General features: G+C 39.8%; 27 protein-coding genes and 1 pseudogene. 13 read left to right on the top strand and 15 right to left on the bottom strand.

Going from position 1 to position 24,749, the window contains the following annotated elements; all coding sequences use genetic code 11:
• Positions 1-34: 34 nt before the first annotated feature.
• The 4 genes from thiO to ACX27_RS02135 all read left to right on the top strand — a co-directional run bounded on the left by thiO (position 35) and on the right by ACX27_RS02135 (position 4,791).
• Positions 35-1,987: a glycine oxidase ThiO gene (thiO, locus tag ACX27_RS02120; RefSeq protein ID WP_062287787.1), complete on the top strand. Its 1,953-nt coding sequence runs from the start codon at positions 35-37 to the stop codon at positions 1,985-1,987.
• Between the two features lie 184 nt (positions 1,988-2,171).
• On the top strand, positions 2,172-3,608 hold the full coding sequence (locus ACX27_RS02125) for a phosphoglucomutase/phosphomannomutase family protein (RefSeq protein ID WP_062287789.1): 1,437 nt from the start codon (positions 2,172-2,174) through the stop codon (positions 3,606-3,608).
• Positions 3,609-3,683: 75 nt separating this feature from the next.
• On the top strand, positions 3,684-4,292 hold the full coding sequence (gene rdgB, locus ACX27_RS02130) for an RdgB/HAM1 family non-canonical purine NTP pyrophosphatase (RefSeq protein ID WP_062287792.1): 609 nt from the start codon (positions 3,684-3,686) through the stop codon (positions 4,290-4,292).
• Positions 4,293-4,320: 28 nt separating this feature from the next.
• The gene (locus ACX27_RS02135) at positions 4,321-4,791 is read left to right on the top strand and encodes a CRR6 family NdhI maturation factor (protein ID WP_062287795.1); all 471 of its coding nucleotides are present in this window, start codon (positions 4,321-4,323) and stop codon (positions 4,789-4,791) included.
• Between the two features lie 48 nt (positions 4,792-4,839).
• On the opposite strand, the gene ACX27_RS02140 is transcribed toward ACX27_RS02135, so the two are convergent.
• Together ACX27_RS02140 and ACX27_RS02145 are read right to left on the bottom strand one after the other, a co-directional pair.
• Complete coding sequence (locus tag ACX27_RS02140; protein WP_062287798.1) at positions 4,840-6,387, bottom strand: hypothetical protein; 1,548 nt, start codon at positions 6,385-6,387, stop codon at positions 4,840-4,842.
• A 143-nt stretch (positions 6,388-6,530) separates the two neighbouring features.
• A pseudogene (locus ACX27_RS02145) lies at positions 6,531-8,244 on the bottom strand (putative bifunctional diguanylate cyclase/phosphodiesterase).
• A gap of 1,622 nt (positions 8,245-9,866) precedes the next feature.
• Between ACX27_RS02145 and ACX27_RS32735 the strand changes: the two are divergent.
• On the top strand, positions 9,867-10,145 hold the full coding sequence (locus tag ACX27_RS32735) for a PEP-CTERM sorting domain-containing protein (RefSeq protein WP_062287801.1): 279 nt from the start codon (positions 9,867-9,869) through the stop codon (positions 10,143-10,145).
• A gap of 230 nt (positions 10,146-10,375) precedes the next feature.
• Here the strand turns inward: ACX27_RS32735 and ACX27_RS02155 are convergent, their stop codons facing one another.
• The 6 genes from ACX27_RS02155 to ACX27_RS33240 all read right to left on the bottom strand — a co-directional run bounded on the left by ACX27_RS02155 (position 10,376) and on the right by ACX27_RS33240 (position 14,301).
• Complete coding sequence (locus ACX27_RS02155) at positions 10,376-10,912, bottom strand: CAP domain-containing protein (protein WP_062287804.1); 537 nt, start codon at positions 10,910-10,912, stop codon at positions 10,376-10,378.
• Positions 10,913-10,997: 85 nt separating this feature from the next.
• Positions 10,998-11,174, bottom strand: a complete 177-nt coding sequence (locus tag ACX27_RS32200) for a hypothetical protein (protein ID WP_158507333.1) — start codon at positions 11,172-11,174, stop codon at positions 10,998-11,000.
• Positions 11,175-11,385: 211 nt separating this feature from the next.
• Complete coding sequence (locus ACX27_RS02160) at positions 11,386-11,925, bottom strand: CAP domain-containing protein (RefSeq protein WP_062287807.1); 540 nt, start codon at positions 11,923-11,925, stop codon at positions 11,386-11,388.
• 395 nt (positions 11,926-12,320) lie between these two features.
• Entirely contained in the window at positions 12,321-12,782 is a 462-nt protein-coding gene (locus tag ACX27_RS02165) for a DUF29 domain-containing protein (RefSeq protein ID WP_062287810.1), read from the bottom strand.
• A gap of 92 nt (positions 12,783-12,874) precedes the next feature.
• Positions 12,875-14,116, bottom strand: a complete 1,242-nt coding sequence (trpB, locus tag ACX27_RS02170) for a tryptophan synthase subunit beta (protein ID WP_062287813.1) — start codon at positions 14,114-14,116, stop codon at positions 12,875-12,877.
• 35 nt (positions 14,117-14,151) lie between these two features.
• On the bottom strand, positions 14,152-14,301 hold the full coding sequence (locus tag ACX27_RS33240) for a hypothetical protein (protein WP_235526464.1): 150 nt from the start codon (positions 14,299-14,301) through the stop codon (positions 14,152-14,154).
• A 14-nt stretch (positions 14,302-14,315) separates the two neighbouring features.
• Between ACX27_RS33240 and ACX27_RS02175 the strand changes: the two genes are divergently transcribed.
• On the top strand, positions 14,316-14,660 hold the full coding sequence (locus ACX27_RS02175) for a translation initiation factor (protein WP_062287816.1): 345 nt from the start codon (positions 14,316-14,318) through the stop codon (positions 14,658-14,660).
• A gap of 207 nt (positions 14,661-14,867) precedes the next feature.
• Here ACX27_RS02175 and ACX27_RS32740 read toward each other — a convergent pair whose 3' ends face one another.
• Positions 14,868-15,044 carry a hypothetical protein gene (locus tag ACX27_RS32740; protein ID WP_200929900.1) on the bottom strand — a complete coding sequence of 59 codons (177 nt, stop codon included), beginning with the start codon at positions 15,042-15,044 and terminating at the stop codon, positions 14,868-14,870.
• 128 nt (positions 15,045-15,172) lie between these two features.
• On the opposite strand from ACX27_RS32740, the gene ACX27_RS02180 reads away from it, so the two are divergent.
• From ACX27_RS02180 to ACX27_RS02200, 7 genes are all read left to right on the top strand, one after another.
• Positions 15,173-15,553: a hypothetical protein gene (locus tag ACX27_RS02180; RefSeq protein WP_062287820.1), complete on the top strand. Its 381-nt coding sequence runs from the start codon at positions 15,173-15,175 to the stop codon at positions 15,551-15,553.
• 160 nt (positions 15,554-15,713) lie between these two features.
• Entirely contained in the window at positions 15,714-16,115 is a 402-nt protein-coding gene (locus ACX27_RS02185) for a hypothetical protein (RefSeq protein ID WP_062287824.1), read from the top strand.
• A 32-nt stretch (positions 16,116-16,147) separates the two neighbouring features.
• Complete coding sequence (locus tag ACX27_RS33245; protein ID WP_235526465.1) at positions 16,148-16,336, top strand: HNH endonuclease; 189 nt, start codon at positions 16,148-16,150, stop codon at positions 16,334-16,336.
• Positions 16,282-16,539 (top strand): hypothetical protein, encoded by a 258-nt coding sequence (locus ACX27_RS33250; protein ID WP_235526708.1) that lies wholly within the window; start codon positions 16,282-16,284, stop codon positions 16,537-16,539. The genes ACX27_RS33245 and ACX27_RS33250 overlap by 55 nt, the downstream gene beginning before the upstream one ends.
• Positions 16,540-16,692: 153 nt before the next feature.
• Positions 16,693-16,851 carry a YqaE/Pmp3 family membrane protein gene (locus ACX27_RS30575; RefSeq protein WP_083468648.1) on the top strand — a complete coding sequence of 53 codons (159 nt, stop codon included), beginning with the start codon at positions 16,693-16,695 and terminating at the stop codon, positions 16,849-16,851.
• A 255-nt stretch (positions 16,852-17,106) separates the two neighbouring features.
• Complete coding sequence (gene clpB / locus ACX27_RS02195) at positions 17,107-19,725, top strand: ATP-dependent chaperone ClpB (protein WP_062287827.1); 2,619 nt, start codon at positions 17,107-17,109, stop codon at positions 19,723-19,725.
• Between the two features lie 582 nt (positions 19,726-20,307).
• Positions 20,308-21,225: an NAD-dependent epimerase/dehydratase family protein gene (locus ACX27_RS02200; RefSeq protein ID WP_235526466.1), complete on the top strand. Its 918-nt coding sequence runs from the start codon at positions 20,308-20,310 to the stop codon at positions 21,223-21,225.
• Between the two features lie 143 nt (positions 21,226-21,368).
• On the opposite strand, the gene ACX27_RS02205 is transcribed toward ACX27_RS02200, so the two are convergent.
• The 6 genes from ACX27_RS02205 to ACX27_RS02230 form a co-directional block, all read right to left on the bottom strand.
• Positions 21,369-21,581, bottom strand: coding sequence for a hypothetical protein (locus ACX27_RS02205; RefSeq protein ID WP_062298081.1), 213 nt, complete (start codon positions 21,579-21,581; stop codon positions 21,369-21,371).
• A 57-nt stretch (positions 21,582-21,638) separates the two neighbouring features.
• Positions 21,639-21,857 (bottom strand): hypothetical protein, encoded by a 219-nt coding sequence (locus tag ACX27_RS02210; protein ID WP_062287832.1) that lies wholly within the window; start codon positions 21,855-21,857, stop codon positions 21,639-21,641.
• A gap of 268 nt (positions 21,858-22,125) precedes the next feature.
• A complete protein-coding gene (locus tag ACX27_RS02215) occupies positions 22,126-22,434 on the bottom strand; it encodes a DUF3181 family protein (RefSeq protein ID WP_062287835.1) in 309 nt (102 codons plus the stop codon).
• A 120-nt stretch (positions 22,435-22,554) separates the two neighbouring features.
• Positions 22,555-22,812 carry a hypothetical protein gene (locus ACX27_RS02220; protein WP_062287838.1) on the bottom strand — a complete coding sequence of 86 codons (258 nt, stop codon included), beginning with the start codon at positions 22,810-22,812 and terminating at the stop codon, positions 22,555-22,557.
• Between the two features lie 91 nt (positions 22,813-22,903).
• Positions 22,904-23,287, bottom strand: a complete 384-nt coding sequence (locus tag ACX27_RS02225) for a response regulator (RefSeq protein ID WP_062287840.1) — start codon at positions 23,285-23,287, stop codon at positions 22,904-22,906.
• Positions 23,277-24,482 carry a GAF domain-containing protein gene (locus ACX27_RS02230; protein ID WP_062287843.1) on the bottom strand — a complete coding sequence of 402 codons (1,206 nt, stop codon included), beginning with the start codon at positions 24,480-24,482 and terminating at the stop codon, positions 23,277-23,279. Before ACX27_RS02230 ends, ACX27_RS02225 begins: the two co-directional genes overlap by 11 nt.
• Between the last annotated feature and the right edge of the window lie 267 nt (positions 24,483-24,749).

Below are 24,749 nucleotides of genomic sequence, written 5' to 3' on the forward strand. Positions count from 1 at the left end.
TGATCAATGGCTAATAACCAATGACTAATGACTAATGACTAGCGATGTTTTAATTATTGGTGGCGGTGTTATTGGCTTGGCGATCGCCGTCGAACTTAAATTGCGCGGGACAAATGTCACCGTGCTTTGTCGTGATTTCCAGGCTGCTGCTACCCATGCTGCTGCTGGCATGTTAGCACCAGACGCAGAAATTATCCAAGATGAGATGATGGGTAAGTTGTGCAGGCGATCGCGTGCCTTATACCCAGAATGGACAAGCAAACTTGAAGATTTAACAGGGATTAATCCTGGTTATTGGGCTTGTGGCATTCTTGCGCCTGTTTATCAACAACCACAGTCTTCTGCGGCTGGTGAATCACCTGCTTATTGGTTAGATCAAACTGCCATTCATCAATATCAGCCAGGATTGAGTAATGATGTCGTTGGTGGCTGGTGGTATCCTGAAGATGCTCAAGTTGATAATCGGGCATTAGCGCAAGCACTGAGAACTGCTGCTCAATCCCTCGGCATTGAAATCAAAGACAATATTACAGTCTCAGGATTAATCCAACAGCAAGGGCAAGTCATCGGCGTACAAACCAACCAAGGCGTAATTCGTGCCGGTCACTATGTTTTGGCGGCTGGTGCTTGGTCTAGTGAATTGTTACCTTTACCTGTGACTCCGCGCAAAGGGCAGATGTTGAGTATCCGCTTACCTGACTTTGTGCCAGAATTGCCTTTGCGAAGAGTGTTATTTGGTGAAAACATTTACATCGTACCCCGGCGCGATCGTTCGATTATTTTGGGCGCAACTAGTGAAGATGTGGGTTTTGCCCCGAATAACACCCCCGCAGGCATCCAATCTTTACTTCAGCAAGCGATTCGCCTTTATCCACAATTACAAGATTATTCGATTCAAGAATTTTGGTGGGGTTTTCGTCCGGCTACTCCAGATGAGTTACCTATTCTCGGCACTAGCCACTGTGCAAACTTGACTTTGGCTACAGGTCATTATCGCAACGGCATTTTACTAGCGCCCGTGACAGCCGCCTTAATTGCTGATTTAATCTGCGAACAAAAATCAGATTCTTTATTGGCACATTTCCATTATTCTCGGTTTCATACCCAGCCATCTACCGCCCCTATGCTCACTCACTCTGCCAATTTTACCAACGGCGATCGCCCAGCTTTATCACCACTCCCTAACTCCCCGCTTCCCGACTCCCCACTTGTAATTGCAGGGAAAACCTTTCAATCTCGCTTGATGACAGGAACCGGCAAATATCGCAGCATTGCAGAAATGCAGCAAAGTATTGTTGCTAGTGGCTGTCAAATTGTCACCGTCGCAGTCCGGCGAGTCCAAACCAAAACCCCAGGACATGAAGGTTTAGCAGAAGCACTAGATTGGTCAAAAATTTGGATGTTGCCGAATACGGCTGGTTGTCAAACTGCCGAAGAAGCGATTCGTGTCGCCCGTTTGGGTAGGGAAATGGCAAAATTGCTGGGGCAGGAAGATAATAACTTTGTGAAATTAGAAGTTATCCCCGATGCAAAATATTTACTCCCTGACCCGATTGGGACACTGCAAGCGGCTGAACAACTGGTAAAAGAAGGGTTTGCTGTATTGCCGTATATTAATGCTGACCCGATGTTAGCCAAACGCTTAGAAGAAGCTGGCTGTGCAACAGTCATGCCTTTAGCTTCACCCATCGGTTCGGGACAAGGATTAAAAACCACTGCCAATATCCAAATCATTATTGAAAACGCTAAAGTGCCGGTTGTGGTAGATGCAGGGATTGGTTCACCTTCCGAAGCGTCTCAAGCAATGGAATTAGGCGCAGATGCTTTATTAATTAATAGTGCGATCGCCCTAGCCCAAAATTCACCAGCAATGGCTTATGCGATGAATTTGGCAACCGTCGCTGGTCGTTTAGCATACTTAGCTGGCAGAATGCCCATCAAATCCTATGCTAGTGCTAGTTCCCCTGTGACTGGCACGATTAATTAATTCAAATCTCCGACTTCTCTAAACATCTGGTGAATGAGGGGGGTTACTCCCTCAAAAAACCACACAACGAGAGTGAAGAAAAAGCGATAACTTCTCAGCAATCAGCACTGAGCAACAGGCTCTTTTTTTACTCGATTTACTGAACAAGTGCTAAAATCCTCAGATGGACAGTTAGGATATCCCAATGCCAGTTGTAGCTAGCTCAATCAAATTTGGTACAGATGGCTGGCGGGGTGTGATTGGTGAAGAATTCACCTTTGAACGCCTTGCCTTGGTAGCGCCAGTAGCCGCGAAAGTCTTATATGATACTTATTACTCGACAGTCGGTAGCCGGACTATTATCGTCGGTTATGACCGCCGTTTTATGGCGGAAGACTTTGCTCGTGCTGTGGCTGATGCTGTCACCGCCGTCGGATTTGATGTCTTGCTGAGTGAAACATTTGCCCCAACACCGGCATTTAGCTGGGCTGCTAAAGAACTTAATGCTTTGGGGGCGTTGGTAATTACAGCTAGTCATAATCCTGGTGCATATTTAGGGTTAAAAGTCAAAGGATATTTTGGTGGCTCAGTACCGCCAGAATTTACCAAAGAGATAGAAGCACTGCTACCGCAGGGTGTACCAACAGCAGCTACTCCTGGTAAATTGGATAAGTTTGACCCTTGGCCTAGTTACACAACAGGATTACAAGGTAAAGTAGATATTGCCAAAATTCGAGAAGCGATCGCCTCTGGTAAACTGGCTGTGTTTGCAGATGTAATGCACGGTGCAGCTGCTGGTGGACTGGCAAGATTATTGGGTGATCAAGTCAAAGAACTCAATAGCAACCGTGACCCGCTATTTGGTGGTGGTGCGCCGGAACCATTACCGAAATATCTTTCTAAGTTATTTGAAGTCATCAAAAATCATCGAGAAACTAATAAATCTGGTTTGACTGTTGGTTTAGTATTTGATGGAGACTGCGATCGCATTGCGGCGGTAGACCAAGATGCCAACTTTTTAAGTTCGCAAATTTTAATCCCGATATTAATTGACCACTTAACTTTGCGACGCGGTTTTACAGGGGAAATTATCAAAACAGTCAGTGGTTCTGACTTGATTCCCCGTGTAGCAGCATTACACAATCTGTCATTGTTTGAAACACCAGTCGGTTACAAATACATCGCTGACAGAATGTTAGTCTCACAAGTACTCTTGGGTGGGGAAGAATCTGGTGGAATTGGCTACGGTAGCCACATTCCAGAACGAGATGCGCTACTTTCGGCATTGTATGTCCTAGAAGCGATTGTCGAATCTGGGCGAGATTTGAGCGAATATTATTCTGACTTGCAACAACAAACAGGGTTTAATTCCGCTTACGATCGCATCGATTTACCCTTAGCTAGTATGGATGTGCGATCGCGTCTTTTGCAACAACTCCAAACCCAACCCTTAACCGAAATTGCAGGTAAAGCAGTCATTGATTGTCAAACAATCGACGGTTACAAATTCCGTCTTGCTGACAACAGTTGGTTAATGATTCGCTTTAGCGGTACTGAACCAGTCCTGCGTCTCTATTGCGAAGCCGCTACCATCGAACAAGTACATAAAACCCTTGATTGGGCAAGGCAGTGGGCAGAGTAAGATTTTAGTTATTAGTCATTTGTCCTTGCTCTTTGGTCAAATGACTAATGATTAATGATGAATTACCTATAACCCATGAACAAATTACTCGTAGTAGCCACAAGCAATCCAGGTAAATTGCGGGAAATGCAAGCTTACCTAGCAAGTTCTAGTTGGAAATTAACTCTCAAACCAGAAGAACTAGAAGTAGAAGAAACAGGTGATACATTTGCGGCTAACGCTTGTTTAAAAGCCTCCGAAGTTGCCAAAGCTACAGGACAATGGGCGATCGCCGATGATTCTGGTTTACAGGTAGATGCTTTGAATGGTGTACCGGGGGTATATTCGGCGCGTTATGGCAAAACCGACGCAGAGCGAATTTCTCGGTTATTAAGAGAATTAGGTAATGAAACTAACAGACAAGCACAATTTGTCTGTGCAGCAGCGATCGCCCGTCCAGATGGTGAGATAGTTGTACAATGCGAAGGTATTTGTCGTGGCGAAATACTTCATGCACCCCGTGGAGAGGGTGGTTTTGGCTATGATCCTGTATTTTACGTGCCAGAAAAGCAGTTAACCTTTGCAGAAATGTCCCCAGAAGAGAAAAAATCTGTTAGTCATCGTGGTCAGGCGTTTGCGGCGTTAATCCCACAACTGAGTACAATACTGAGTGCTGAGTCAAGTTCTTACTTTCTATTCTTATAGACTTAGCAATTACCATTCACAAATTACTATGGCTATAGCGATCGCACTCCATACAGATTCGATTAACAAATTAGACTTGTCACCTGCTTTAGCAGTAATTGAACCACTTTTGCAAGAAGGAGTTGCTGCTTATGAACAGCAATTAAACTTTGATATCGACTACCCTTTAGACCCAGGCGACCCCCGCGAACTTTCCGAAGTTCCAGAGTTACGCCTGTGGTTTATTCGCTTAGATGCAAAATATCCTTGGATACCTTTTTTATTAGATTGGAAAGGTGGGGAATTAGCTCGTTATGCGGCTATGCTTGTACCACATCAATTCAGTAATAAAGAAGGCATTCAATATAATCCTGAAGCATTAGAAATATTTTTAATGCACAAAATCTTCGTTTTGGCTGACTGGTTAAAACAACAAGCAATTCCCAGTTCATCCCGGCTAAAATCTATGGCGCAAATGCTGGGTTATGAATTAGATGACGGATTTTTTGAAATGTTTTAAATCAGCGTTTACAGGCGAATTTTGATGTTCGCTTGTAAACATTACAATTCAATTTCTGGTTTTATCTATCCAATAAAGATAATATCTTTCAGTATCCACCCAAGCTCTTTTAAAACTCTTGCTAGGGACAATATTTAAATCATCTTTATTGATATTAAGTTCTTTATTTAAAATCAATAAAATTCTACTTTTCACTGCTTGGCTCTTAAACAAAGCGTGAACTTGTCTCAATATCTCAGGTTGTTCAACATCTTGACGACCTTGTTTAAATAGAGTAAAACTTCCCATCATTTGCCGTTCAGGATAGTAGAATTTCCGATTCAGATACCCTGATAATGCAGCCATATTCGCATCTCGACTGGCTACAATAAATTCATCATTTAACTGACTTTTTTGGATGTAATGAGCAGTTTCTCTACTCGCAGAAAATGGGATAACCAAATCTCTAGCAAAGCCATAAATTCCTCCAAATAATTGAGCAGCCAGAATTAACGTAAAAATTACATAATGCCATTTTTGAGCTAAATTAAATAACCTTGGTGTTGGGGCCAATTTATTTTCCGATACTAGAGAATTTTGATAATAACTCTCTAGCCATAAGGCTGCTATAAAAACTAAATAAAAATGCCCAAAGTGACGATGATTTCCGGCAAACCGAAAATAAGTAAATGCCAGTAGGATAACATTACCTACTGAATACATAAAAAGCACAACTGGTTTCTTGGAAAATTTTATCAAGTATAAAGTGAATATCAAAATACTGATAAAAGCACAGATAATTAAATCTAGCAATCTTTTTTTTGGGATAATCAACAAATAACTAGCAACCAATCTGTTGATGCTCTTTAACAAATTGAATACATCTAAATTTGTTGACCATCCGTTATTTAATCCCCCATGTAAATAACTATTTGCAGGCGGAGTAATAATATAAGCTGATAATATTAAAGAAAATACAACTATTAAAAAACTTAAAATTAAATCATACTGTTTGCTTTGTTCAAAATAATTTTTTCTATGCTCACTATCAAAATAAAATTCAAAGAGTAGTGTTAATGATAAAGCAAATGAAACTAGTAAACCATAAGCACTACTATTTGCCAATAATCCTATTAAACTAGATAAGTACAAGTAAGTTGTTTTTCGGGATGGAAATACAGCACAAAAAGCAAAAATAAACAGGAGGCTAAAAGCATAATTGCGGGAAATCAAAAAATATTCATAAAAAGGAAAATAACCAAAAATAAACAGTAATTTATGTTTATATTTAAAGGGACTATATAAGTAAAATATGAGAACCGCAGTAATTGTAATAGATAAATGAAACAATTGCATAATCAAGGGATTGTCGGCAATTTTTCTCAAAAATGCCAGAGAAAAATACCACAACACTGGATGCCCTTCATATTTAATATTGGCAATTAAGGCTGTGAAAGATTCACTATCTCTCACAATCAACCAAGGGTTGAGTTCATCTCGCCACATTGAATGATTGAGAATACCTATAAAACCTAGTATTGAAAAAATAATTACAATCAACCAAGGATAAAGAGAAAATAGGGTTGAAATCCGATTAATTGCTTTTTTAGCTAACATTTGGTTGGAAATTAGGTTTTCAATTTAATAGGTGGTTATGCCAATTCTATAAGACGTTGCATTATATAAATTCTGTAGAGACGTTGTATACAATACAACGTCTCTACAACAACTTGCTATTATTACAATACTACCTATGAGTTTTAAGCAGCGATTTTTTCTAGCGTATGAGAATTTTGCTGAAACAGTTGAGTAATTCTCTCAGCAGGTACAGGAATACCAAAATAATATCCTTGTCCTTCTTGACAGCCACATTTTTGTAAATACTCAAGCTGTTCTTGTGTTTCTACTCCTTCTGCGGTGATTTTTAACTGGAGGCTTTTGGCTAAGGCAATAATGGCATCGGTGATAGCTGCGCTATCAGGATTAGATATGACATCTTGTACAAATGAACGGTCAATTTTGATCATATTTACAGGGAAACGCTTCAAGTAGTTTAAGGAAGAATAACCAGTTCCGAAGTCATCTAAGGCTAACCATAAGCCGAGTTCTCGTAATTGTTTGAGGGTTTTCACAGAACGTTGAATGTCACCCATCAAATAGCTTTCGGTGACTTCTAATTCTAAGTAAGATGGTGGCAAATCTGTTTCTTGCAGGATTTGTTTGACAACCTCTACTAAGTTTGGTTCTTCAAACTGTCTGGCTGAGAGATTGACTGACATCCGAATTGGTTCGATTCCAGCTAATTGCCAAGCACGATTTTGAGCGCAGGCGGTACGCAATACCCATTCTCCAATCGAGATAATTAAACCATTATCTTCGGCAATGGGAATAAATTTGGCTGGAGAAATCAACCCGCGTATGGGATGTTGCCAACGTATGAGTGCTTCTAGTGCGGTTACTTTTCTACTACGTAAATCAATTAGGGGTTGATAGTAAACTACCATTTCTCCACGTTCTAATGCCCCACGTAGTTCATTTTCTAGTGTTAATCGCTCTTGCAATTGAGCGTTAATTTCTGGGGAATAGAAGCGATATTGACTGCGCCCTTGCTGTTTTGCTTGATATAGGGCGATGTGAGCCTGTTGTAATAATTGATCTACAGAATTACGATCGCCTACACTGTTAATTGTGATGCCAACGCTGCTGGTAATGTGAATCTGCTGCCCTTCGATTAAGAAAGGTTTGGAGATTGTATTTAAAAGTAACTGCGAGAGTTTGATGACATTCTCAAAGGAAAGTATATCAGTGTGGGCGATCGTAAATTCATCTTGGCTCAAATGGCCAAGGATATCTGTTTGACCCATACAATTAGTTAAACGTTGGGCAACTGCTCTTAAAAGCAAGTTCGATTTTTCATGCTCTAACCCATGACTGATACCTGTAAAATCGTCAATTCCCAGCACCACCACTGCTACAAGCTGCTGCTGATTGTGCGATTGTGATATGTTCTGATAAAGGCGATAGCAGAATAAGTCCCGATTGGGTAATCCAGTTAAATTATCATAGTTAGTAATTTGATGAATTAACTCATCTAACTTGTGCAGAGTTTGGGTAGTATCTGCCATTAATGTGCCTGCCTCATCTACATATTCTGTAGGCAGTTCTGGTAATTTTTTTAGTATGAAAATAGTCTTGTAGTGCAGCCGACGTTAAAATAACTGGAGCTAGAAGATATCGTAGTGCATATAATGTTGCTGCTGTACCTGCAAGTGTGGCAAATAAAGCAATTAACAAAACTTTTACAGCTATTTCCCAAGAATAAGAGTTAGATGTAACAAACCAGAATAGCAAACTCAGCAATGGTACATGAGTTCCTAAAAAAGCTACCAGCATAATTTTTGCTGTATAGCTATTTTTCACCCAGCGAAATTTAGCTAGAGATGAGTATAGGTAAAGTTGGTGCTTCAGCTTCATAGACTCTATTTGATGGTAGATAGTTGGCAAATTAATTACTAGGATTTTCCTGGCAGAAAAATTGTGGGAATTTATTACCTTATTTTCCAGAAAAATGCAGTGATTCAAATTCCTCCATTTAGTTTATAAAATACTCTCCATAGTTTTGGTAAAGGCAAATCTATAGCCTATTTACGTACTAAAAATTGATTAGTACAATTACTGGTTAAAATATGAATTATGGATGAATTTTTATGATTGATTTAATTGAATTAAATAGCAGTAATATTTTAGATATTTCACCTAAACTTCAGGTCTTATCCAGAGCATTTAATGTGATTTTTAAATGCTTGATAAATAAGAAAAATTAGATATTTTATATGACTAAACCCATCTAAAATTAAGGATTTTTACTACGAATAAAAATATAAAAACAAAATTTTATCTAACTTGTGACTGATAAAAATAACCTAATATATTTAATAAATCTATGAGACTAGTGATAACTGCAACTCATCTTATTTGAGAGAACTTGTCTTGATTTATAGAAATAAATAATTTAAGAGAATTTTAAAATTAACAACCTAATTATATGCTTAACTTGGCAATTAACATCATTATTATACTAGACTACCTAAGTATTAGCTGAATGATAGCAAATAAAAAAATGCTTTTTTCTTAACCAAATCATTAACTATTAATTGTGCAGTCATTTGACTGGAGGATAAAACATATTTACTTAAAATTTAAGCAAATAAAGTCAAAAAAACAGCCCGTAACCTAGATAAACAAGCTGTTTTTGCTCACTGTTTAGTTTTGATTTAATCAGTTTTTCTAAAGAATTACAAAAAGCATCTATCTAAAGATAGTTTTTGTAGATTGTCTGGTATGCTAGGAACAACGAGTTGCTATTTTTGGCTTGGTTTGATAGTTATCTAATTCTCAGTAGGTGGGTGGAAAAATTTATAACTATGTCATTGCGAACGCAGCGATAGCGAAGTGAAGCAATCGCAACGGTTTTGAGCTTTTTACATTTTGTTACATAATTGGGTTTATTTGTGCCTACCTACTTAATAGGAATTACACAACGCCGATAATGTCATGGCGACCGGAAGGGAGTTTAGGGAAGCAATTCCAGCATCAGGGGAGATCGCCCCGCTATCGTTCATAATAACGGAGTTGCGTTATTGTTGCGTAAATTCTGGAATCTATCTAAGTGAATATTGCTTGTTACAGAGTGTTTATGAGATTTTTCAAGGTAATAAACCTCTGGAAAATACTGTCATGAAAAAAAAAATCAGTAGTTATTGCTACAGCGATTTCTGCCTACGCTTGCTTAACGACAATAACTAAAGCTGAAGCTTTTCAATTAACTCCATTCACTAGTTATACTCCTAACCCTAATGGGCCAACATTTATTGTTAATTTCGACGGAAGTGGCCCTTATGATGGGTATGCAGTCAAGAGTATTAAAAACTTAAAACTCTTTAATGATCGGAATGAAACTTATAATATAAGTTTTGCCACAGGTTCTACTCAAGAGTTGGGAAGACTAAAAAATTCTCAACTATAACAATGATCGCGCTCTAGAAGCCCATCTTAGTATTGCAGAGGCTTTACGTAGTCTGAGATTACCGGATGGATTGCGCGTTACTGCCTTAGAAGATTTGGAAGGTAATAAACAGTATGAATGGAGCATTCTTGGGAATTGGTTTTGGTGGACAGGTTTCTGGAGTGAAGAGTATGGTTACAGTGGTGTATTACTAGAAGGCCCCTTCGGAGGTAGCACTTTACTGTATAGTAGGAAAACTTACACTATTTTTAGCCCACAAGTACCAGAACCTATTACTTTTATCGGTAGTCTAACAGCACTAGGTTTTGGTATTGCTATTAAAAGGAAATTTGGATCTACACAGAAGTAAGCATAACTCAGTTAGCAAGACTGTATTAATCTGAACCGATGCAATATGAGTAAACTAAAAACTAGCTAGTACAACAAGGCAAAAGTAAAAAGAAAAAATAGTTATACTACAAGCCTTTTAGCAATTTCTTATGGTCTGTTTATTTACGCTACACTGTACTGGTGTTTTGTGAGTATTAGTTAGAGTCACAGCTTATACAGGTATTAACGCATAAGCTTGTTTCAGTTCAACTAATTAGTTAGCAAGAAAATTTGCGTTAAGTAGACTTCACCTTGCTGATTAGTCGCCACACCAACACCAGTTAGGTTGTAATTTCCTTTGATATTCTTCAAATGTCCCGGACTTTCTAACCAACCAATTACAGCTTGACTAGCAGGATTACTATATCCTTGGTTGACTGCCACATTTTCGCCAGCACTGTTGAAGCGAATCGAAGTAGATATGACACGCTTTTCAAATCCGTTATGACTGAAGGGAACTTTCCCTTTAGCCATATTTTGACTGTGAATCCTGGCTTGTCGAGAGATATTGGCATTCAAAGTTAATTTTGGTAGTTTTTTAGAAGCTCTGTAGCGGTTGATTTGTTCAAAAACTGATTTTTCTAATGCAGTGGTATTAAAGGTAGTAGTTGACGAGGCTAGTTGACTAGAAGCGACTGGTTGAGTTGTGCTGTTGGTAGATGAATGGCTTGGTATCGGAGTAGTGATAAATCCACTAGCAAGGACAAGCGTACTTAAAGCGATGCCAAAAGCAGGTTGTCGTAACATGGAGAATTACAAAGTATAGATGATTAAGACCTATACTCTACCTTCGACTTCCTAGAATCTGTAACAGGATATTATTAAAAATTGCTCAATTTGGGAAGGAGGGGTTAGGGATTAGAGGCTGGAGACTAGGGAATAGGGTATGGTTATCGGGCTGCGATCGCACTATTGTATGAAGGTGTGGTATTTGCAGCAGCAGAAGAATAGTTGATTGTGCGATCGCACCAGCACCTAAAGCAGCGATAATCAGAGAAATAGGTTCCATCGTTAATCCTTTATAAGCCAGCAAGAGAAATTCGATGTATCTAAAAAACATACAGCAAAAATAGGGTGCGTTACGCAAATACAGTAACGCACCCTATTTTTAAGCAATTTTTAACTGAATTTTATATCAGTCGAAGTAAAGGTGAGGACATTTAAAGAGCAAGAATCCCAGAAGAGTAATAATTTTACCTTCTGCCTCCTGCCATATTTTCCTAACGTGTACGGATAAATATTTGGGTAAAGTAAACCGCACCTCTACTATTTACCGCCACACCAACACCTGTGAGGTTGTAATTACCTTTGATATTAGCCAAATGTCCTGAACTTCTCAGCCAACCTTGCACGGCTTGGGTTGCAGGATCTGGATATCCCTGGTTGTAAGCCACATTTTCAGCAGCCGCGCTGTAGGGAATTGTAACTGCGATCGCTTGAATTCTTGCACCAAAACCGTCATGACCAAATGCAACTCGCCCCTGAGCCATATTTTGACTGTGAGTCCTGGCTTGATTATCAATAGTTGAGTTCCGAATTAATGCTGGTAGACCAAGAGAAGCTCGATATTTATTAATTTGGTTGAAAACAGCCGCTTCTAACTCCCTAGGTGTCGCAGTAGATTGTGCCAGTTGGATGTTATTATCTGACATTTGGGTACGTTGCAAGGTAGCAGTTTGAACTGGTGTAGAAAAAGCGATTACGCCTCCAATCAAGGCCAGAGTCGCTACACCAGCACTGGATATTTTATTCTGAATCATTAATAGGTAGCCCTAAACACACTGAAAGAGAACACTTCCAGATAATGTAACCGGACTCATGTACATTGAACAAATAGGCTATGAGCCAGCATCTAGGGATTTACACTGCTCTACCTTGCAAAATTGCCAGCCAACTTACATATTCATCAATTTCCATAGTTCATCATTCTCTGGGTAGAGAAATAGTGAGAAGTCAGGAGTCAGAAGTCAGAATTCATACTGACTTCTATGGGACACTTCGACAAGTTCAGGGTATCGCAGTGCGTTGCTGGCGAATGAATAGGCGGTTTTAAGACTGCCACTAAATCTTTGATTCAGCAGTCTGCAATGAGTGGGAAATTCAGATCCACTACTCATTGATTCTGACTCCTGAATTGTGACTTCTGAATTCTTCTTCAATTACTTAACCAACCTATATCAAGTAATTGTTCAAGGGAATAAGGGCATTCCACAGGAAAATCGACAGTATTCTGAGTTTTAATTTTTACAAAACCCAACGCATCTTTATAGATAGAATCCAATTCCGAATCGAGATAATTATGCAGATTAGTAGTTAGTCTTCGTTTTAATTGAGTGCGGAAATTATAAATTTCTTCTTGCCAGTGAATTGAATTATACTCAGATTCGCTTGTCCAATATTGCAGTAATAATAAATGACGGATAATTTGATCTAAAAGACTGGCTACAGCATTTTTCTTTTCTCTGCCGAAATCCTCTAATTCCTCAACTAAATTTTCTAAATCTAGTTCTTGAAGTTGATGATTTTTAATGAGTTTGACTGTTTCTTCTAGCCATTGAGAATCATCTATTTCATAGAGTTCTTTTAATTCATTAACTTTCATAATATTTTGCAGCATAAAAATTAGTAGGAAAGCCACCTAAAGCAATGGCTTTCCTACACTCAGTATTACAAAAGTTTTGCCTTGCCTAAGCTGTGATTCTGACAGTTTTACTGCGGAGTTAAAAATTTAGCAACGGTTTGCACATCTTTGTCACCGCGTCCAGAACAGTTAATGATAATTTTGGGACTACCGCTAAGTTGAGGACAGAGGGTTTCTAGGTAGGCGATCGCATGAGAAGTTTCCAAAGCTGGGATAATACCTTCTAAGCGAGACAGTTTTTGGAATGCTGCCAAAGCCTCTGCATCTGTCACACTGTAATATTCTGCCCGATTCGTATCTTTTAAATAACTGTGTTCTGGCCCTACACCGGGATAATCTAAACCCGCACTAATTGAGTGCGCCTCGGTGACTTGTCCATCTTCATCTTGCAGTAGATAGCTCATCGCGCCGTGCAGTACACCAACTCGTCCTTTTGTCAAGGTAGCAGCATGTTTATCTGTATTCACACCTTCGCCAGCAGCCTCTACCCCAATTAACCGCACAGATGGTTCATTGACAAACTCATAAAACAGTCCCATTGCATTGGAACCACCACCCACACAAGCCAAGAGAATATCAGGTAAACCGCCCCACTTTTCTAAAGCTTGGGCGCGAGTTTCTTGTCCAATCACCGCATGAAAATCCCGCACCATCATCGGGTAAGGATGCGGCCCAGCTACGGAACCAAGAATGTAGTGAGTTGTTTCAACATTTGTCACCCAATCCCGAATCGCTTCCGAAGTCGCATCTTTGAGAGTACCTGTACCCGCCTCTACTGGACGGACTTCTGCACCCATCAACCGCATTCTAAACACGTTTAAAGCTTGGCGTTCCATATCGTGAACACCCATGTAAATCACACATTCCAAGCCAAACCGGGCGCAAACTGTGGCTGTTGCAACTCCGTGCTGTCCAGCACCAGTTTCAGCAATAATTCGCTGCTTACCCATACGCTTCGCTAACAATACTTGACCCAAAGCATTATTAATTTTGTGTGCGCCAGTGTGATTTAAATCTTCCCGCTTCAAATAAATCTGCGGCCCTGTGCCATCGGGTCGAGCATAATGAGCAGTCAGCCGTTCAGCAAAATACAACGGTGTAGCGCGTCCCACATAATCCCGCAGCAGTTGTTGGAGTTCTGCTTGAAACTCTGGGTTATGACGATATTGCTGATAAGCTGTTTCTAGTTCAGCTAAAGCAGGCATCAGGGTTTCCGGGACGTACTTACCGCCAAAGCGTCCAAAGCGTCCTTGTATATCGGGAACCTGAGCAGTTGTGGAAGAATTTGGAGAAAGGGGAGTAGTAGTCACGGAATTATCTTGATGACAAGTAAAGACTTCATTAATTATAAAGAGTCTAGAACAGTAATTCGTAACTCCTCAACAATCTCTCTCAAAATACCTCCGCACACCTTTGCGTTGACAACGGTAAATTGCGAACCACTGTGAAACTCGCGTTGCTTGACACCATAATGGATGTAGTAGAACTGAATCACTACCGCAATTTTGTATGTCTGCTTCCAAATCAAACTCTGATAAAAAGATTGTCTATCAAGAATTCGGTAACGATAACTCCGCCGCCACCGAAAGACCAATTCAGGAACTTCCACCGCAACAACAAAACTTGAGAATCCAAGCCACACGCACCGGTCGCAAGGGTAAAACGGTGACGGTGATTACTGGGTTTCAAGCCAAACCGGAAACTTTAGCAGATTTAGTCAAGCAGTTAAAAACCCAATGCGGTACAGGTGGGACAGTCAAAGATAACACTATTGAAATTCAAGGCGAACACAAGCAGAAAATTTTAGAGATTGTCACCAAATTAGGTTACAAAGCCAAACTCAGTGGCGGCTAAGGAACTTCCAACTAAAAGATATGCCATCAAGGTGTAGGTAGGGGTGCAGGGGAGAAGGGGGAAAAGAAAAATTATCCTCTCTCAAAAATTGGATCATTTATTTTCTGTAAGTCCCTAATCAAAAGATTGAGCAAGTAATTAACCATTGTGAGAAAGATACTACGATCGCTTTTAATGAAAAAGTATGTGGGCGATCGCATTGAAAGATTAACTCTCATCCTCATCTAGTGCCTTCTGTATCGCTTTCCTGCAAAATTCTGGCGGATCATCTTTGGCTTTTACTGCTTCCTTCATCTCTTTAGTGACACGAAAATTTAATTGCTCGGTCAAATCTCTACTCTCTGGATTACCGAAATTTTCTGGTTTACCTTTTGACTTAGGCATTTATGTAGAAATATAAATAAGGCTTGAAGCCGATGTTAGCATCGGTTTAGGATTTTTAATCGGTAGTGTTACCAAGCTGGAAACTAGTTCACTACCGAACCACTTTTGTAAATGGCAATTTCTATTTTATGTTTACGCGAACCGAATTAGAACTGTTGACACTGGCTCAACTGAAAATTTTGTGTAACCGATACGGGTTACGTTCCACTGGTAGAAGTGCTTACAAAGATAACTACATTACTACCCTGATGGCGTTTCCGCTATTGGCGATACAACAAATGGAAAATAATAAAGGCTTGAGAATACCATCATTTGCGAACTACGAAAATCTGAGCGCAACGCTAGATGAGATGAATGAACCAACAACAGAGCAGATAGCTCTCATTAGAATCTCAATGGAAGGTAGAAGGATGCAAATACCACAGAGATATCAGCAGGAAAAACTGCTTCATCGCTATCATGCTAAAAATCATCTAGAACAAGTCATCACTCTTCTGGGAATGCAGTAATCAAGCGAGTAGGTTGGGGAACTACCTTCGGTGTCTAAGTTCCACCTAACCTACGAAAAATGACTATCACTTACAACTTGTTGACAGCGATCGCAATAAAAATATGTTCGTCGAACTGTAGGATAAAATTACTAATGAATTAAAAGGCAAGAGGCAGATAATGTCAGTCGTTAAAGTTGAAGTACAATTATCTTCCGAAGAGTTGCTCAAAGCAGTTGAGCAATTAAACTTGTCTGAATTAGAACAATTTGTATCGCAAGTTATTGTTTTACAAGCACAACGTAAAGCTACGAAACTGCCACAAGCAGAAGCAGAATTATTACTCAAAATTAATCAAGGAATTCCTGTAAACCTTCATAAAGATTACCAAGAATTGATTGCTAAACGAGATGATGAAATTCTCTCTGAAGATGAGTATCAAAAATTATTGCAATTAACTGAGGAAATCGAAAAAATCCAAGCACAGCGTCTAGAAAATATAGCAGAATTAGCAAGTTTGCGTGGCATCTCTCTAAATACTCTAATGGAAAATTTAGGCATTCACGCAACAAACTATGTCTGAAAATAGAGTGACTGCACAGCAAAAAAAAGTTTGTGGTTCAGCGAGCTAATGGATGTTGCGAATATTGTAGAAGCCAAGAACGCTTTGCTATTCAAGCTTTTTCTGCCGAGCATATTGTTCCTAAAAGTCAAGGTGGAGAAACAAATCTAGATAATTTGGCTCTTTCTTGTCAGGGTTGCAACAATCACAAATATATAAAATCGCAGGTTATGAGCCGTTAACAGGTGAAACTGTGCCTTTGTATCACCCACGTCAACAATTATGGAATGAGAATTTTGCGTGGAATCATGACTTTACATTAGTTATTGGTTTAACTCCAACAGGCAGAGCTACAGTAGAAACCCTACAGTTGAATCGAGAAGGAGTTGTGAATTTACGTCGAGTATTATACGCAATGGGCGAACATCCTCCAGAATGTTCATGATTGATAACGATTTTGAGTATATGTTCAGTCTATTGTGCGTCTCCACACCATTTGCTAGAACGCAGAAACAGCCCTTTAGGTAGCCTCAGATAGACAATATTCTGGCAATGCTATCTTTGAGGAGTATAAATCATAGTCTGACAAGAGGCTGAAATGGATTTAATTAGGATTTTAGCAGCGATTTTTCTACCGCCTTTGGGAGTATTTTTACAAGTAGGTTTGGGAAAAGATTTTTGGATTAATATCCTGTTGACGTTTCTGGGCTATATTCCGGGGATTGTACACGCAGTTTGGGTCATCGCCAGGAAATAATAGCGATCGCTTGATGATTACCAATTACCGATAGTACGTAAGCAATAGTGGTTTTCATCAAGCATTGTGACAATTTTGGCAAAACCTCAACATCGCGCCTCTGTGTGTTGGGAAAATATTCATTGTTCAGGTAATAATACTACTTCCTCAAGACGTGAAGACCGATCCAGTTAGTTGCGCTCTGCTTCATACAATAACCATATAAGAATTTGTTTTCTCTGCGCTTCATATTTGGAGTGGTTATTCAAACGGCCTATGCAACCTACTAACCCTAACCAATTTACCGAAAAAGCTTGGGAAGCGATCGCCCACACACCGGATATTGCTAAACAATATCACCAACAACAAATCGAAAGCGAACACCTGCTGAAAGCACTGCTAGAACAAGAAGGTTTAGCCAGCAGTATTTTAACCAAGGCGGGTGTGAATCTGCAAAAAATCCGCGATCGCACTGATCAATTTCTCCAGCGTCAACCAAAGGTGTCTGGTACAAGTAGTTCTGTGTTCTTGGGACGCAGTTTAGACACCTTATTAGACCGGGCGGAGAACTATCGCAAAGATTTTAAAGACGAATATATTTCGATTGAACACTTATTGCTTGGTTATGCCAAAGATGACCGCTTTGGCAAAAGTCTACTCCAAGAATTCGGGTTAGACGAAGGCAAGCTGAAAAATATTATTAAACAAATTCGTGGGAGCCAGAAAGTGACCGACCAAAATCCAGAAGGTAAATACGAAGCACTGGAAAAATATGGACGTGACCTCACAGAAGCAGCCCGCAAAGGTCAACTCGATCCAGTAATTGGTCGGGATGACGAAATTCGCCGGACTGTGCAGATTCTCTCGCGCCGTACCAAGAATAATCCGGTGTTGATTGGGGAACCTGGGGTTGGTAAAACTGCGATCGCCGAAGGACTCGCCCAACGCATCGTAGCTGGTGATGTTCCCCAATCCCTGAAAGACCGCAAACTCATCGCTTTAGATATGGGTGCGTTGATTGCGGGCGCAAAATTCCGGGGCGAATTTGAAGAACGCCTGAAAGCAGTTTTAAAAGAAGTTACCGAATCTGGCGGGAATATAGTTCTATTTATTGATGAAATTCATACCGTTGTCGGTGCGGGTGCTACCCAAGGGGCGATGGATGCGGGTAACTTGTTAAAACCAATGTTGGCGCGGGGTGAGTTGCGTTGTATTGGGGCGACAACTTTAGATGAATATCGCAAATATATCGAAAAAGATGCCGCTTTAGAAAGACGTTTCCAACAAGTTTATGTCGATCAGCCCAGCGTTGAAGATACGATTTCGATTTTGCGCGGCTTGCGGGAACGCTATGAAAACCACCACGGGGTGAAGATTTCTGATAGTGCTTTAGTAGCTGCGTCTACATTGTCGAGTCGGTATATTAGCGATCGCTTTTTACCAGATAAAGCTATTGACTTGGTAGACGAAGCCGCCGCCCGGTTGAAAATGGAAATTACTTCCAAACCGGAAGAACTCGACGAAATTGATCGCAAAATTCTCCAATTAGAAATGGAGAAACTATCTTTGCAAAAAGAAAGCGATGCAGCTTCCCGTGAACGCTTGGAAAGATTAGAAAAAGAAATTGCTGACCTCAAAGAAGAACAAAGAACCCTCAGCGCCCAATGGCAGTCTGAAAAAGATATTATCAATAAAATTCAGTCTGTTAAGAAAGACATTGAACGGGTAAACTTAGAAATTCAGCAAGCGGAAAGAGACTACGACCTCAACCGCGCAGCAGAATTAAAATATGGGCAATTAACTGATTTACACCGCAAACTCGAACTAGCTGAAAGTGAATTAGCCAACGCCCAAAGAAGCGGTAAATCTCTATTGCGAGAAGAAGTTACCGAATCTGATATTGCGGAAGTAATTTCTAAATGGACAGGAATTCCCATCAGTAAATTAGTGGAATCCGAGAAAGAAAAACTGCTGCATTTAGAAGATGAATTACATCATCGAGTAGTTGGACAAGCAGAAGCCGTGACAGCAGTCGCCGATGCAATTCAGCGATCGCGTGCTGGATTGGCTGACCCCAATCGTCCGATCGCCAGCTTTGTCTTCCTCGGCCCTACAGGTGTTGGTAAAACCGAGTTAGCCAAAGCCTTAGCAGCATATATGTTCGACACCGAAGACGCACTGGTGCGAATTGATATGTCTGAGTACATGGAAAAACACGCCGTGTCTCGGTTAATTGGTGCGCCTCCTGGTTACGTCGGTTATGAAGAAGGCGGACAACTCACTGAAGCAATTCGCCGCCGTCCTTATGCAGTGATTTTGTTTGACGAAATCGAAAAAGCCCACCCCGATGTCTTCAATATCTTCTTGCAAATTTTAGATGATGGGCGCGTCACCGATGCTCAAGGTCATACTGTGGACTTCAAAAACACAATCATTATTATGACCAGCAACATTGGTTCACAGTTCATTCTCGATATCGCTGGGGATAATTCTCGCTATGACGAAATGCGTCATCGAGTTATGGAAGCAATGCGGAATAGTTTCCGACCAGAATTCCTCAACCGGATTGATGAAGTGATCATCTTCCACAGTTTAGATAAGAAAGAACTGCGGCATATTGTCCAGTTGCAAGTTGGTAGATTAAGAGAAAGATTGAGCGATCGCAAGATATCTCTGAAACTCTCCGATGCTGCGCTTGACTTCTTGGCGGAAGTTGGTTATGACCCTGTGTTTGGCGCACGTCCACTCAAACGGGCGATTCAGCGCGAATTAGAAACCCAAATCGCCAAAGCCTTACTCCGCAGCGAATTCCACGACGGCGACACCATCTTTGTCGATGTGCAGAATGAACGACTGGCGTTTAGTCGCTTACCTGTAGAAGTATTTAGCAGTTAATTTGAGATTCACTAAAAATCGAGAGGTTTAGATCCCCGGCTTCTTTAAGAAGTCGGGGATCTTGTTGTTTACAAATGATTTAGGACGACTATATGTAAGTTTTAAATCAAGAATAAATCTTGATAATGTTCATATTTTACAGAAGAAAATAAGCAATTATTGATGACATTTTATCTAGCACTATAGTCATATTAATAAGCATGACTAAAGTCTGATTTTAAAAAATAAAAAATGATTTATATTTAGAGAACAGCTCTACATTACATAAGTGTTTAGCTTAGATTTAGAGTTAATTAATCTATCTAACAACAAAAAATAACGTAGATTTTATAGGGCTTACGCAGACTTTATGATTTCTTGGTGTTCTACCCTACGGGAAGCTACTGCGCGTCACGATAATTAAGCTTTTGGGGAATTTTTGAGTAAGTCCTGTTTTACTGAAGTTACAAAAATGTATTAATTTTCTACTTCATTTTTGAGATTTCTCTGCAAGAAAACTTCAACAGTCAATGTACTCAAACTCAGGAGATATGTGGATGCGGATTTTTTTTAACTGGTGGCTCAGGATTTGTTGGTCGTAATTTGATTAAGACTCTAGTCCAACGAGGTTTTGAAGTGCGATCGCTTGTCAAATGGAAGAATGAAATTGAATTAATTAAAAGCTACGGTGCTATTCCTATTTTTGGAGATATTAATGATTTCCAGGTTCTAAAATCTGGAATGGAAGGATGTAACGTGGTATTTCATGTAGCTGCAAAAGTAGACGACTGGGGAGTTTTAGAGGATTTTCAACAAGTGAATGTCTGCGGAACAGAACAAGTGATTGCTGCTGCAAAAGCAACAGGTATATCACGCCTCGTTTATGTGAGTACCGAAGCTGTATTAATAGGAGGAAAACCAATAATTAATACTGATGAAACTCGACTTCCACCAAAAAAACCACTAGGATTTTACGCACTAACAAAAGCCATCGCAGAAAAAAAGGTCATTGAAGCTAACTCCGATACCCTCACAACAGTAGTAGTTCGCCCGCGCTTTGTTTGGGGAAAAGGGGATACCACATTGTTACCACGCTTTCTGAAAACTATGCGCGAAGGAAATTTTGCTTGGATTTCTGGCGGTAACTATCCTACTTCTACCTGCCATGTGAAAAACTTGTGTCACGGGTTAATTTGTGCAGCAGAACGAGGAAAAGGTGGAGAAATCTACTTTATTACTGATGGTTCACCCGTAGATTTCCGCAGTTTTATTACAGAATTAGCCCGTACTCAAGGAGTTGAACCAGGTACACGCACTATACCACGTTGGTTTGTTTGGTTCTTAGCATGGAGTTTAGAAAATGTCTGGAATCTATTTAAACTTGAAGACTCGCCTCCAATCACTCGAACAGGTTTATCTATGATTGCGGATGAAGTTACGGTAGATGATACTAAAGCACGACGTGAAATTGGTTATCAAACAGTAATTTCGCGGCAAGAAGGAATCTTAGAAATGATTTAAATTTTTTTGGTGAGCATTATAAAATTCAAAGTTCTTCCCGCCGCATTCCCAGGAACAAGAGCAAAGTAAAATTTTGGTGAATTAGGTGACGCGCATTGTAGTTTAGACACCCCACCTTTTAGAGGTTGGGGTGAGCTTCATTGTCATTTCGCTACACGATAGTTAGCATCTAACCAACAGCGAGGTAAGCTTTCACCAGAAGGAAAAACAAGATTTTGTTTTTCAAAAGTATCCATATCTTGTTCTTCTTGACCTTCTTGGTCTTTTGCATGAACAACATTAACATTCGGGTCAATTAATTCTTGAATATCAGTAATTTTTACTAAATCATGGGTATTTTTGATTTGTAATAACATACAATTAGCCTCCAAAATATTTAAAGTTGTCATTGCTAAATTGGAATAGAAAAATGCTTACTCACCCGCAGTTTCGACTAACTTTTTAAAGCGCATATATGCTTGTTCTGGTGTTAGCGGCTGAGATTCTTGTTCATTAGGAATGTAGTATTGCCGACTATCAGCAAAATAACGCACCACAAAGCTAGGTATAAGGTTTAACTTTAAAGCCTTTTGTCCTAATTTATCTGTTGTTTCTGCGAGAGTATATTCATCGTGAAACTCATATACAGGCATATTTTTCACCTCCTACAAATAGGGGTGCTAAAGAAATCATTATGTGAAAGAGTTTAAATTACCAAAAAGTAAGAATACAGAAGTCCAGTAGAGTGTGTTAGGCGTAAGCCATAACGCACCAAAAGCTTTACAGTAGAGGCGTTACACTGTTACTAACACATCCTACCTGTATTTCAAATATTTCTAGATTATTAAAATCGCTGTCTAGGCGCAAATTAATTAATAATTCTGAATTCTGGCTTCTGGCTCCTGAATTCTTACTTCAAATTTAAAATTCTCGTTGATATTTTTCTAAAATATCCACCAGATTGACCTGACATTGCAGGGGTAGCAAATCAATTAGTGCCAGTTCTCTTCTGCCACCGCCTATTTTGACTGGTATAGATTCTAATACTTTAGTTACGCGGTCTTCGTTGACATTATTAGAAGTTATTAAAGGATACAACTGTTCAGCGACAACGGTGTGCAGTTTGGCATCAGACAAATAAAGATGCCATTTGGCAATATCTATATAGACATTTTCGCCAATTTCCGATGCTAGGGCTTCTAGTAATTCTGTGGTGTTAGTTTTAGCCATAAAAATCACCCTATATTAAGAAAGAGCTAATGCTCTCAACCTATATATCATTATCGCTCAATTAATCAAGCTAACTCTACTCCCACAGGTTACATAAGCCCTAGCAACAACTGTACATCTTCAGGTGGATTTAGGCGGTGTGGATGAGTAGTTAGCGATCGCCGCGATATAAACTAAGTGTACCAACAACACTACTGCCCAAGCTGCGGTTAAAAACGGCAGCCACTCCCATTTAGCAGCTTTCAGGTTATGGAAGAACCAAAGACCAGAATTAATTGTCGCAGCTACAGCAACATGGACAGCAAAATTCATGCGGTCATCTATTCTACGAAATTCAGGATCATTGCGATCGGGTTTGCGAGGCCAACGAGGAGGCATAAATATTTATTACAAATTTGAATACACTTGATTATTTTAAGATGTCAGGATGCAAAGCTGTTAAATCTTTGTGAGATCAACCAAAGTAAATTTAACTGAAAGAACTTTTGTAAGCAGACTCTATAGTTCTTAACAACTCTGGAATGTCATAAGGTTTAGCAATAAAATGAGCAATTCCCAAAGAAGAAGCTAAGTCATCTAGATAACCATGTGCTGTGGCTAAAACAACCGCTATTTTTATCCCTTGAGCCTGGAGGCGTTGATATACTTCCACCCCTGACAGCTTTGGCATTCTATTATCTAAAATTAATAAATCTGGTTGCTCTTTAATCACTGTTTCTAAGGCTTCTTCACCGTTTCTAGCTTCCTTTACTTCCCAACCTTCCTCCTCCAACAAAAAACTCAGCATTACTCGACTATCATCGTCATCATCTGCAATTAGTATTTTGCGCTTACCTGTATTGTTACTGTTCATCTTTGATTTTTGTGGTTGGTAGATAAAAAACCTGGAAGGTTGGTGTTGATTGAGAGATATTAAAAACTGAATTAACGATGAAACTGATTTGCACTAATTCAGAGTGAGAAATTAACTTAACTACTACTTTTACTCTTCCACCTTTGCCAGCAGAATCAAAAGCTTGCAGAAAATAATGTAGCAGTTGGCGTAAAAGGCTTCTGGGATCAGCAACTACTGTGATTGGTTCATACCAGTCAGTAACTACTTGTACCTGATGAACGGCGGCTTCTGTGGAAAGAAGATCCACTAAATCGGATATGTTAGCAGTCAATGATACAGGTTGGAGTGTACCAATCTCAAAAGATGCTAAATTGCGCCAAATTTCTGCACGGCGACGAAAGATTTGAATTGACTGTTCAGCTTGACGTAGCAACTGTATCGCGTAGTCTAAACGGTTACCTGCTACCATCCGCGAAATGACTTCCAATTTTAAGCGTGCAGCCTGATTTGCTTGAACGATATCTTGACGTAATTCTTCGAGTGGTTGATATTCGTTGGGGTTAGACTCTAAAACTCGCCGCACATCTTTTTCTAAGTTGGCGATTAATAATTCTGCTTCAACACCATGAGAAGCGCATAGCAATATTTCTTTCAGGCGCTGTCTAGCATCTGCACGTCGTAGGGAGATACTGAGAACTCCGATAATTTCTTGTTTATCATCCCGTAGAGGAATTCCCTGACAAGTGAAGGGATGGAACCCATCGATGAAATGTTCGGCACTAATAATTTCCATATAATCTGCTTCTGCTAATGGCGTACCAATACCATTAGCACCAGCTACAGCTTCCGATAACAAGGAACCAGGCCCAGGAAAAGGTTCTGGCCCTTGTACAGTTTGTTTATCACCAACTACATCCAAAATGATCGCATTGCTGTCGCCTAACATCACTGCATGGCGATCAGTACCCGCCGCCTGTGAGAGCATCCGTATATAAGGTGCAGCAACTTGAATTAAAGTTTGTTTTTGTTCAATTAAACGCTCTGTATCTAGTATTGATAGTTTTTCCGCTTGCAGAGCTTGGGGGTTAGCGCCTTGGAGGTGCGATCGCTCCCAAGCACGATAAATATTCGAGCGCAACATCTGAGCCGGAATCGCACCAGTCGATTTGTATATGCGTCGAGCTTCTAAGACATCAATTTCTGATGGGGACATAAAGTGAACATCCCTTAGCTGATCAATTTCAGCTTGATACTTTTATCTTAAGTTCTTATAGCAACTTAAGATAACTCGCAAATTCTCCTGCTAACTTCAAAATAAACGTAAATTTATGTAACAAAAAAACTTAATTCTATATTTATTGTCGAGTATTGTTGCTATTCGATTACTCTAAAAAATCTTCAAAAATATCTAATTTATTGAGCAATAAATTAGATATTGTATAGCCAATAAATTAGATATAAATATTGTATTTGCAAAGTA

The sequence above is a fragment of the Nostoc piscinale CENA21 genome, assembly GCF_001298445.1.
GTDB classification, from domain to species: domain Bacteria; phylum Cyanobacteriota; class Cyanobacteriia; order Cyanobacteriales; family Nostocaceae; genus Nostoc_B; species Nostoc_B piscinale_A.